10 protein-coding genes are annotated in these 11,021 nt (G+C 41.2%); 9 read left to right on the top strand and 1 reads right to left on the bottom strand.

Annotation, left to right across the window (positions count from 1 at the left end; all coding sequences use genetic code 11):
• Positions 1-6 precede the first annotated feature (6 nt).
• The 4 genes from AOG27_RS10195 (at position 7) to AOG27_RS10210 (ending at position 3,230) form a co-directional block, all read left to right on the top strand.
• Complete coding sequence (locus AOG27_RS10195) at positions 7-843, top strand: segregation and condensation protein A (RefSeq protein WP_054552922.1); 837 nt, start codon at positions 7-9, stop codon at positions 841-843.
• 74 nt (positions 844-917) lie between these two features.
• Positions 918-1,769: a GNAT family N-acetyltransferase gene (locus AOG27_RS10200; protein WP_054552923.1), complete on the top strand. Its 852-nt coding sequence runs from the start codon at positions 918-920 to the stop codon at positions 1,767-1,769.
• 326 nt (positions 1,770-2,095) lie between these two features.
• Positions 2,096-2,650: a cytochrome b gene (locus AOG27_RS10205; protein WP_054552924.1), complete on the top strand. Its 555-nt coding sequence runs from the start codon at positions 2,096-2,098 to the stop codon at positions 2,648-2,650.
• A 1-nt stretch (position 2,651) separates the two neighbouring features.
• A complete protein-coding gene (locus AOG27_RS10210; RefSeq protein WP_054552925.1) occupies positions 2,652-3,230 on the top strand; it encodes a YceI family protein in 579 nt (192 codons plus the stop codon).
• A gap of 61 nt (positions 3,231-3,291) precedes the next feature.
• On the opposite strand, the gene AOG27_RS10215 is transcribed toward AOG27_RS10210, so the two are convergent.
• Entirely contained in the window at positions 3,292-4,155 is an 864-nt protein-coding gene (locus AOG27_RS10215) for a TIGR02285 family protein (RefSeq protein ID WP_054552926.1), read from the bottom strand.
• A gap of 53 nt (positions 4,156-4,208) precedes the next feature.
• On the opposite strand from AOG27_RS10215, the gene AOG27_RS21585 reads away from it, so the two are divergent.
• The 5 genes from AOG27_RS21585 to AOG27_RS10235 all read left to right on the top strand — a co-directional run bounded on the left by AOG27_RS21585 (position 4,209) and on the right by AOG27_RS10235 (position 11,010).
• The gene (locus tag AOG27_RS21585) at positions 4,209-4,355 is read left to right on the top strand and encodes a hypothetical protein (protein WP_200909093.1); all 147 of its coding nucleotides are present in this window, start codon (positions 4,209-4,211) and stop codon (positions 4,353-4,355) included.
• Between the two features lie 409 nt (positions 4,356-4,764).
• A complete protein-coding gene (locus AOG27_RS10220; protein ID WP_152967136.1) occupies positions 4,765-5,376 on the top strand; it encodes a hypothetical protein in 612 nt (203 codons plus the stop codon).
• 45 nt (positions 5,377-5,421) lie between these two features.
• Complete coding sequence (locus AOG27_RS10225) at positions 5,422-6,369, top strand: acetoacetate decarboxylase (protein WP_082389252.1); 948 nt, start codon at positions 5,422-5,424, stop codon at positions 6,367-6,369.
• Between the two features lie 2 nt (positions 6,370-6,371).
• Complete coding sequence (locus tag AOG27_RS10230) at positions 6,372-8,603, top strand: NAD(P)-binding protein (protein ID WP_054552929.1); 2,232 nt, start codon at positions 6,372-6,374, stop codon at positions 8,601-8,603.
• 142 nt (positions 8,604-8,745) lie between these two features.
• Positions 8,746-11,010, top strand: coding sequence for a TonB-dependent receptor (locus tag AOG27_RS10235; RefSeq protein WP_152967137.1), 2,265 nt, complete (start codon positions 8,746-8,748; stop codon positions 11,008-11,010).
• Positions 11,011-11,021 lie beyond the last annotated feature (11 nt).

Consider the following 11,021-nt stretch of genomic DNA (forward strand, 5'->3'; position numbering starts at 1 on the left):
ACTTCATTGACTAGCCCAGAGCTTGACGCGCCAGATAATTTACAAGAGCCAGTACAGCAAAAGCTGCCACTGGCTTTTTTGCATGGTAAAGCGGTGGTTGATAAACCTGAAGATTTATATATTCCCCCCGATGCATTAGAGATCATTTTAGAAACTTTTGAAGGTCCTCTCGATTTACTTCTGTATTTAATCAAAAAACATAAACTCGATGTACTAGAGCTCTCTATTTTTAGTATTACAGAGCAATACGTGAGTTATGTTGAAATGATGAGCGAGTTTCAGCTTGAGCTGGCAGGTGAATACCTTGTGATGGCGGCGCTATTAGCACAAATTAAATCACGATTATTATTACCAAAACATGAAGAGCTTGAAGAGGAAGAAGACCCACGAGCTGAGCTTGTAAGACGTTTACAAGAATACGAACAATTTAAAAAAGCCGCAGAAAATCTTGATGAAATCCCTCGCGAAGGCCGCGATATCTTTGTTGCCGAAGCACTGGTGCCAGAATTCAGTGAGCGTGAGGTACTGTTACCTGACGTTGACATGAAAGACTTGTTAGTTGCGCTAAGCGACGTTATGGCCCGAGCTAAAACATTTGAACACCATCATATTACCGCAGAAGCCTTATCGACCCGTGAACGGATGAGCTTAATCTTAGATAAACTCTCAGAGGCTCAATCACAGCTGCCTTTTAGCACTCTTTTTACGGTAGAAGAGGGCAGAAGTGGCGTTGTAGTAAGCTTTATCGCCATGTTAGAGCTGGTGAAAGAAAACCTGATCAGCTGCTTTCAGGTAGATGCCAATAGCCAGATTTATGTTGGTTTGGTGGAAGAAAGCGAATAACTAGAAGTTAATGGTTTTAAGCAGTAAGTTTTAAGTTAGCTGTCAGAGTAGACTGAAAAATATAAGGAAAGCAGATGCAAAGTAAACATTTTACAATCAAAACCATGACCAAGAAGGAAGTCGAACTCATGATTGATTGGGCTGCAGCAGAAGGCTGGAATCCGGGCCTTAATGATGCAGAGTGTTATTTTGCTGCTGATCCTGAAGGATTTCTAGTTGGTTTTCTAGACGATGAACCTATTGCTACAATTTCTGCCATTAATTATCACGATGCATTTGGCTTTATCGGCTTTTACATTGTTAAACCTGATTACCGAGGCAAAGGCTACGGAATGCAAATTTGGAATGCCGCGTTAAAGCGCCTTGAAGGGTTGAATATTGGCCTTGATGGTGTGGTGGAGCAGCAAGAGAACTATAAAAAGTCTGGTTTTAATCTGGCTTATCGCAATATCCGTTTTGCAGGAGTAGGCGGTGGTAATTCACCGCAAAATGCAGACATTGTTGATCTTAAGACTGTGCCATTCGAAATTATTGACGCATACGAACAGGCTTTTTTCCCAGTAAATAGAGCAAACTTTACTAAAGCCTGGTTAAGCCAACCCCAATGCGATGCGTTTGGCGTAATGCAAAATGGGGAATTGGCAGGATACGGCGTTATTCGCAAATGCCAGAACGGCTTTAAAATTGGCCCTCTATTTGCCGACTCACCAGAATTGGCTGAATCTTTGTTCCTTGCTTTAAAATCTAAAGCGAGTGCATCCGACGCTATTTTCCTTGATACGCCCGAAATCAATCAAGCTGCTGTTGCTTTGGCACAGAAATACAACATGCAGGTGTCATTTGAAACCGCCAGAATGTACACGGGTGAATGTCCGAACTTGCCATTAAACCGTATTTTTGGCGTCACTTCTTTTGAAATCGGCTGAGTTTATTGGGTTGAGTGATTAAACGGTTGTGCGTAAAACTCAAAATTTATCACGTTAAGAATTAGATGCTTTTATCAACGAGTATTCATAATATTGCTAGCACCTAGCACCTAGCACCTAGCACCTAGCACCTAGCACCTAGCACCTAGCACCTAGCACCTAGCACCTTCTGTCTTTTTCCTTTCCACTTTCCCCTTGCTACTTTCACCTTTCTCCTTTGCCTGGGTGTGCATATACGCACAGAATCTGTTCGTTTTACGCTATTTTCATTATATAAATCCTAAGCTAAGCTGTACCTAGTTTCACGATTCTCATGGGAAATGAGTATGTTAAAGAATTCAAAGTCAAGTTATGGCTGGGTGGCCATCTTAGTGCACTGGTTAATGGCACTTGGGGTGTTTGGTTTGTTTGGCTTAGGCGTATATATGGTTGAGCTAACCTATTACGACGCTTGGTACAAAGGTTCTTTGGACCTGCATAAAAGCGTTGGTATTACCTTAGCGGCATTATTGCTGTTTCGATTTGGTTGGCGTTTGTTAGGTACTCAGCCTGAGCCTGTTGCAGGTAGCTCAAAAGCAATGAATCGAGTTGCTCACTCAGTTCATAAACTAATTTATTTAGCTTTAATCGTCATTGTGACATCTGGCTATTTAATTTCTACGGCTGATGGCCGTGCAATTGAAGTATTTAATTTATTCGCTGTGCCGGCATTACCAGAGTCGGTCGCGAACCAAGAAGATATTGCAGGTAAAATTCACTTTTATGCCGCGTATGGGCTAATAGCTGTGGTTGTTTTACATGCTTTAGGGGCACTAAAACATCATTTTATCGATAAAGATAAAACCTTAATTAGAATGATCAAACCATTGAAGGATGATTAATATGAAAAAATTACTATTAGGCACAGCACTAAGTGCTGCACTTTTCTCAACAGCTAACGCAAATGCAGCTGACTATGTTATTGATACAGATGGTGCGCACGCATTTGTAACTTTTAAAATTAAGCATTTAGGTTACAGCTGGTTACATGGTCGTTTTAATACTTTTTCAGGTGATTTTAGTTATGACGATAAAGCGCCTAATGCATCTAAAATCAATGTAACGATAGATACTAAAAGCATCGACTCAAACCATGCTGAGCGTGACAAGCACTTACGCGGAAAAGACTTCTTAAATGTTGATAAATACCCAACGGCAACATTCAAAAGCACCTCAATCAAGTTTGATGAAGACGGTGATGAAGCAGATGTAACAGGTGAATTCACCTTAAATGGTGTGACTAAAACCATTACTTTTGAAATTGATAAAATTGGTGAAGGTAAAGATCCATGGGGTGGATACCGTGTTGGTTTTGAAGGTGAAACAAGCCTTAAACTAGCTGACTATGGTATCGACTACAATCTAGGCCCTGCTTCTACGCATGTTGATATCGGTTTATTCATTGAAGGTGTGCGTAAGTAAGCACCATTAATACGACTGCCAATTCGCATAACTATGTGGATTAGGAAATTAAAAGTGCCGCTCAATGAGCGGCACTTTCGTTTCTATCTTTTAACCTTTTTTCTAAAATGGGCTGTAAATTATCAGGTAGCCAGCGAACTAAAACATCATGAAAAGCGTTTGTGTGAGCTATTTTTTCAAGGGTTTCATCTAGTAGTTTTACCGTTTCTTTGCCTTGTTTGTTATTTGTACAACCTATATAACCAACGCTTAATGCCGGTGCTTCGGTGAGTGTCAGTTGGGTCAATTCATCTTTAAAGCCCATTGAGTGCGCCAAATAGTAATGTTCGCTAGGGTAGCCAAGTAATATATCAATGCGCTTCTTATGCAGCATATAAGTTAAGCTTGCGAGTGTATCTCTGCCGGGGCGTGAGATAATATTAGCGTCATGGCTTTCGTTAATCACGCTATCTATATCGGCGCCAAACGAGCGGCTCATTGATACCCCTAATGCCAAGTGTTTTTCGTTTAATAACGACTTTAAAGACACGGGTTTTGTCACGTCTAACTTAAGTTTTGTGGCTAACTCTTTACGTATGGCAATGGAGGGTGATAAACCCACTGTTGAAGTGTGCTCTGTAAACTGAATATGCTGCTTACGGTGCTCGCTTTGATATAACGACAGCATACAGTAATTGTTGTGTGGGTTTGATAGTTCATGCACGGCGCGACTGGCTGGCAATAGGGTGCGTTTAAATGAAACCTCTGGCAGAAATTGCTCTAGTAATTTGATCACACTTTCGTCACGACCAGTTCCTTCATATTTGTCATTCATGATGTAGTAGGGAGCAAAATCAACCATGATCCATTCGATTGACTTCGGTTGCTTAGTTGCAGCAACGGGGAGGCAGAAAAGTAATAGTAAAATAGAGCACGTAAAACGCATTTTTACTACCTATTTGTGGGCTTAAAATATAAGTGTAGCAGGAATTTAGCTATATGCAGGCTGGTGATGAAAAACTAAAACGCCAGCGTATTGGCTGGCGTTTATCGGTAGGGTTTAGTTGGCTTTTAGCCACTTCACAAATTGGCGTGCATCACTTGCCTTTTGGAAGATGGCGTTTTTTAAGCCTTGCGTGTCACTAAAAATTACACGCTGTTTATTTACCGAGATTGATTGCACTGGGTGTGCGATCTGGATCAAAGATCCGTTGTATTTATATGACATAATAAAACTCACTCTTTCTTTTGTCTGTGTCTGTAGAGCTTTAATAGGCATTTAAAAAATACAGACCGACATTTGTTGTCTTGCTAACAGTGTTGACTAAGTTTGTGACAGTTTGGTGATGATTTGAAAATTCATCAAAATGTCATTTAGCAAACGAGTTGCAAGTATTTATACGAATATGCGGGAATTACTGGATCAAGGTAAGGGGTTAACCGCGTGGTTTCTAAAAACCAGACAAGTAGATTACTGTAAGAATTAACTAAGCGCAAGGTTTATTTTTTAAACATCAAAAATAATTTCTGGATGTTTAATAGAAACGGGCGTATTGTGATTAGGCACAAAATAACAATAAGAAGTATGCATATGAATTACCTTTTGGTGTCAGATATATTTGGTAAAACAGCGCATTTATCGCTGCTTGCCCAGCAGCTTCGCGGTAAGGTGAGTCTTTGCGACCCTTACCAAGGAGAAATTCAGCTCCCTATAAATGAGCAGTTTCAATACCAGCATTTTATTACTCATTGCGGTCATGATAGTTATTTTGAACGGGTGCATGTCAAAATGGCCGCTATTCGTCAGCCAACCACGATTATTGCATTTAGTGCAGGCGCAGCGGCTGTTTGGCGAGCTCAAGCAGAGTTAAAAAATTCATTCATTAAAAAAATTATTGCCTTTTATCCATCCCAAGTCAGGCATCATCTCGAGCTTGAAGCCAAAGTTCCTTGCCGATTTATTTTTCCTCACAGTGAAGAACATTTTGATATAAATCCTGTGATTGCAACATTAAAAAGTAAAGCGAAGGTGAGCTGTGAAATAGCCGACTTTGGACATGGTTTTATGAATCCATTATCTGAAAATTTTAATCAGCTTGGCTATCAGCAATTTACAGAACAACTGTTAAAAGAAAGTTGTCATCTAGAAGTTGCCACCAACCATTAAAAACTAGTCTATAGTCATTACTAAACAATAATATAAGTAATGACTATGACGGACCAATCAAATTACAGCCACTTCTTATCTAACCCGGTTGCTAAACCACCTTGTCGAATGATCAATGCGCAAATGTACGGATTTTTTGTTGCTGGGTGTGAGCAAAAAATGCAGCAGTATGTTGATGCAACTTTAAATTTATTAGCAACCGAATCAACCTCGTTTAATGTGTTAGGGAGCACGTGTTTACTTACCTTCACTGATATCGAAAAAATTTCTTCGTTAACGCCACCGTTTTCAGAGCATGGCTGGATGCAAGAAACTGATATTATTATTTGGCTCCCAGTAGCAAAAATGCAAGGTGGAGATATTAGTCATTTATATTGGTATCCGGCATTTATTAGCGTCAATAACATTTATGCTTTGATTAATGGCCGAGAAGCCTGGGGCTACAATAAATACCTGTGTGAATATCAGATGCCTGCGACTGTGAGTGATGCGGGCGCCTTTAGTATTTCTTTAGAATGTTTTGATGTGTTTAACCCAGACTCTAAATTAGCAGTGCATGAGCTATTAACCATTGAGCAAACACAGGCAAGTACCAAGGAAAACCTACTCGATAACTTATCGCATTTTTCTAAACACGTTACCGATTTCTTTGATGCGCAAATTAAAGGCATTGATTTATCGCTTCTTAAACAATTGTTAGACGGGTTTATTCATCCGCAGATGGATCAGATTTTGTTTAAACAATTTCCCGATGGCCAAGGAGATAAAGCCGTTTATCAAAGCGTGGTTCACTCACCATCGTTAATCAAAAAAATTCACCAATTAAAACTTTTACACAATGATTTTAGTTTGGATGTAAAAGCTCTTGCGAGCTTTCCTCTGAATGACATGTTTGGCATTGCACTTGGCAAACAAGCGGTTCATTTACCTTTTTACGTCAATATGGACTTTGATCAGCTTGGCGCAACACAACTGTTACCAGTACAGGGGTAACCATGGAAAAAGAAAAAATCACCATTGTCGGTGGCGGTGTTGCAGCGATGACTGCGGCAGTGTATTTAACCGAGCAAGCTAATTGGCAAAGCCAGCGCGAGATTACCGTTTATCAACAGGGTTGGCGCCTTGGCGGTAAAGGGGCGAGTGGCCGAAACGCCCATTTTGGACAGCGAATAGAAGAGCATGGTTTGCATGTTTGGTTTGGCGCCTACGTGAATAGCTTTCGCACCTTAGAAGGGGTGTATAACTCACTCAATCGACCTGCTAGTTGTTCATTGGCTACTTGGCAGCAGGCATTTAAACCACACAGTTTTATTGCTTTACAAGAATTTATTGATAACGAATGGCAAACTTGGCCGATAGATTTTCCTACCGTTGAAGGGAACCCCGCTGATGGCAGCCTAGATATAACAGTGTGGGACTTTGTCACCATGACATTAGCATGGCTAAAAAAATGGACCGAAGGCATTGAGCATGTTTGTCAGCAGCAAGATGCTAAAACCACTTTAGTGACAAAAAAGTCACGGGATCAATCGTTACTCAAACACATGTACCAAAAAATCAAAGCAGACATTGATACCCATTTAAATGGCGCAAAGCAGTTTATTGATGATATTGAAGCAGGCGCAACTGAAATTGCCTCGAACCCACGAACATTGATAACTCATTTGCTGCAGTTCACCGAAAAGCAGGCCACTCATACAGATAAACAGGCCGATCGATTGGTGATTTGGTACATCGTCAGAAAGTTAAAACGTTGGTTTAAAGACCAAGTTATTGATTTGCTCGATGACAACCCAGAGCTGCGCAGACTTTATATTTGTGCCGATCTTGCGATTGCAATGCTCACCGGATTGATTAAAGACAAAGTATATCGCGACGGTTTTGGTGTCATTAATTGCTTCGACTTTCGTCAGTGGCTCGAAAAAAATGGTGCTAACAAAACTTACAGTGTCGATTCAGCGCCAGTGCGTGGCTTTTATGATTTGGTGTTCGCATACCCTAAAGGTGACTTTAATAAACCCAATGTTGAAGCAGGCGTTGCCGCCCTTGCCATGTTACGTATAGGTCTTTGCTATAAAGGCGGCGTGATGTGGAAAATGCAAGCTGGGATGGGCGATGTCATTTTTGGGCCAATTTATGAACTTTTAAAGCAGCGCGGCGTTAAGTTTAAGTTTTTCCATCAGTTAACTAACTTAGCTGCAGGGCAAACTGACCAAGGTGAACAGCTGGTAAGTAAAATTGAGCTTTGCCAACAGGTGAGTTTAGTTGGCCAAGACTATGATCCGCTCATCGATGTTAAGCAGCTACCATGCTGGCCAAGTGAGCCTCTGTATGAGCAAATCAGCTCTGAACAAGCGCACTTATTACAAGAATATCAAATCAATTTAGAGTCATTTTGGAGTAATTGGCCTGAGGTGTATCAAGAGCACTTTGGTACCCCATTGCCAACAGTGACGCTTCGCCATGGTATTGATTTTGACACACTTATTTTAGGTGTATCGGTTGCCTCACTTGAACACGTGGCCCCTGAACTTTTAGCTGTAGATTACGCGCTCTCTCAACAAGCTACAAAAGTACAAAGTGTAGCGACTCAGGCTTGCCAAGTATGGTTGAATAAAACCGACCAACAACTTGGCTTTACGCAAACCAATGCCGCTCATGAAGGACCTATTTTAAGTGGCTTTGTTGAGCCGTTTGATACCTGGGCGGCAATGGGCAACTTGCTCGATAAAGAAGGTTGGCCAAGTGAAAATGCGCCCGTGAACATTGCCTATTTTTGCAGTGCATTTAGCTGCGAAAACTATCCACCTGCCAGTGCTCATCAATTCCCAGAGCAAATGAAAGCCGAAGTAAAATCAAATATGCATAATTTGTTTAGTGCAGATATGCGGCCACTTTGGCCTCAAGCCTATATTGATAACAAATTTGATTGGCAGGTTTTTTACAGTGATCCGCACAGCATTTTACCTGCTCTCGAGCAACAATACTGGCGCGTTAATGTTGATCCCAGTGAGCGCTACGTCTTATCTGTGGTTGATACAAGTAAATACCGCCTAGCTACTGATGGCAGTCAGTTTGTCAATTTGCGCATCACTGGCGATTGGATAAAAACCGGTGTTAATGCTGGCTGTGTTGAGGCTGCTGTAATGGCCGGTATGCAAACAGCGCGGGCAATATGTGGTTGGCCAAGCGAAATTAGCGGAGAGCATGCATTCGAAAAAAGTTAGGGTGAGCAAAGTTATAAATAAGTATGCGTATAAGTCATGAATTTTCATGATTTATATGCGACTTTAATCTATTGTTTGGTCTATACTTACCACTAAATTACAACAATTTAACAAGTTTCCCTCTTTTAAGGTCTAAAAGCCAATGAAGCGACCCTTTCTGAATGATCCTAAATTTATGATGATGTCGAGCACCTGCTTGGCAGCATGTGTAATGGCAAGCGCTTTTGCACAAGGAGCTGAGACTGAAAAAGACATGGAAGTTATTAGCGTTTATGCACAAAAGCGTCCGCAAGCAATTGAAGATGTGAGTGTAGCGGTAAGCCAAGTGGATGGCGAAATTTTAAAAGCTCAGCATTTTAAAGATTCAACTGAAATTGGCTTGTTTGCGCCAAATGTTAAAATCACCCAAAACGCCGCAGAAGGGACGCCTCCCGCTGTGAGTATCCGTGGGGTGGGGTTACTTGATTACAATACGGCGAATACCTCACCTGTTGCTATGTATCTTGATGGCGTTGCGGTGGGGTCTGCTAATAATCAAATTGTTAACTTGTACGATATTGAACAGCTCGATATTTTACGCGGCCCGCAGGGTACCTTGTTTGGTCGTAATTCTACCGGTGGTGCAATACTTATACGCTCAAATCGCCCTGAGTTTGATAGCTATGGCTCGTTGACATTAGGCGTTGCCAACAATAATGCCACCAGCGTTGATGGTATGTGGAACCAGCAACTATCAGGTTCCAGTGCATTACGAATTGCGGTTAACTATCAAGACTACGAATACTCAACAAAAAACACTTATGCAGACTCGCCAACAGCAGGCATGGAGCAAAAAAATGCCCGTGTGTCTTTTTTGTCTGAGTGGGATGAGGTTGATCTTTACCTGCAAGCGCATATTGAAGATTGGGATGGTATTGCCCAGCCAGTTGGTAGTATTGGTATTGTCGCAAACCCTTTAACGGGTGAGCTGTGTTCACCAGCAGATGCGGGCTCAACACGCTGTTTTGATAACTTTGGTTTTAATGATGGCAGTGATGAATTCTTTGCGGTGAGCGTCAATAACGACTCACCTCATAAATCCGATGGCTACGGTTTTATTGCTGAACTGAATTGGCATTTAAACGAGCAAAGTACATTTACTTCACTGTCGAGCTTTAACGATTTAGAAAGAAGCCACGCTTTTAACTGCGATGGCTCCCCAGCTCGTTTGTGCGAAGGGGTATTAGGGTTAGATACCCAACTATTCAGCCAAGAATTCAGGTTATTAAACGAACTTGCTGATTACACACTCACCAGTGGTATTTATTTTGCCGATGAGACAATTGAGCAAGATAATTTAAATGATATTTTGCGTGATTTCCGGGGTGTTTTACCGACAAATTTAACCGCGACCTTTATCTACGATAACGAAATCAAGATGCAAAATTTGGCTGTATTTAGCCAAATTGAAGTGCCTGTCGCAGATAAATGGATGATTACAGCCGGTCTTAGATATGACTATGAGTCACTTGAGTATGACTCAATCGCCACCTTGAATGCGGTGGTTGATGTAAACGACTTAGATGGGGTACTGGTACCATTTTATCGTGTTACCGATGAGCAATCGGATAACGGTTTTACCGGGCAATTTGCCGTTAATTATCGCTATTCAGATACAAGCAATCTTTATTATCGTTTTGCTAATGGTAGTAAAAGTGGTGGCTACAATGGCGGCTTTTTGTCATCCGAAGAACAAGCAATCTTGGCAAACTATGGCAAAGAGCGCTTAAATGCCCATGAAATTGGCTTAAAGTCGTTCTGGCCTGGGAAGCAACTTAGAATGAATTGGGCGGCGTTTTATTATGATTATAACGACCAACAAGTGTTTATGAACCAAGCGTCAGAAACACCGCAAATGCCCCCAGTGCAATTACTTGAAAATGTGGCTGATTCAACTATTTACGGCCTTGAAACTGAAATTAATTACCAAGCAACTAAACAATTAGCCATGCTACTTTCAGTAGGCTATATCCCTCATGCTGAATTTGAAGAATACGTTGATCCACTTGGTAATAGTATTACCGATAACCAACTACCATTTACTTCTAAATGGAATGTATCAGCGGGGTTAAAATACGACACCAGCTTGGCGTCGTATCCGTTATCGGCCAACATTATTTACGATTATCAGTCTGAGTTTTATTTTGACCAGAACATGAACCCATATGCCCGCCAAGACGGTTTTAGCATTGTTAATGCGCATCTAAAATACGATGTTGAAAATTGGTCATTTACTTTATGGGGCAAAAATTTATTTGATACTGAATACAGTCAGTTAAAGTTCGATTTAAGCTCGTTCCTAGGCATGCTTGAAGACTTTAAAGGGGAAGGGCGTCGCTATGGCTTTGATGTTTCACTGCAATTCTAGTCGTTGCCATC

The organism is Pseudoalteromonas lipolytica, assembly GCF_001306915.1.
GTDB lineage: Bacteria > Pseudomonadota > Gammaproteobacteria > Enterobacterales > Alteromonadaceae > Pseudoalteromonas > Pseudoalteromonas simplex.

What these genes read in the sequence shown, in the direction of transcription:
- AOG27_RS10200 (WP_054552923.1), top strand. Translation starts at nt 918, where the DNA reads ATGCAAAGTAAACATTTTACAATCAAAACCATGACCAAGAAGGAAGTC.
- AOG27_RS10205 (WP_054552924.1), top strand. Translation starts at nt 2,096, where the DNA reads ATGTTAAAGAATTCAAAGTCAAGTTATGGCTGGGTGGCCATCTTAGTG.
- AOG27_RS10210 (WP_054552925.1), top strand. Translation starts at nt 2,652, where the DNA reads ATGAAAAAATTACTATTAGGCACAGCACTAAGTGCTGCACTTTTCTCA.
- AOG27_RS10215 (WP_054552926.1), bottom strand. Translation starts at nt 4,155, where the DNA reads ATGCGTTTTACGTGCTCTATTTTACTATTACTTTTCTGCCTCCCCGTT.
- AOG27_RS21585 (WP_200909093.1), top strand. Translation starts at nt 4,209, where the DNA reads ATGCAGGCTGGTGATGAAAAACTAAAACGCCAGCGTATTGGCTGGCGT.
- AOG27_RS10225 (WP_082389252.1), top strand. Translation starts at nt 5,422, where the DNA reads ATGACGGACCAATCAAATTACAGCCACTTCTTATCTAACCCGGTTGCT.
- AOG27_RS10230 (WP_054552929.1), top strand. Translation starts at nt 6,372, where the DNA reads ATGGAAAAAGAAAAAATCACCATTGTCGGTGGCGGTGTTGCAGCGATG.
- AOG27_RS10235 (WP_152967137.1), top strand. Translation starts at nt 8,746, where the DNA reads ATGAAGCGACCCTTTCTGAATGATCCTAAATTTATGATGATGTCGAGC.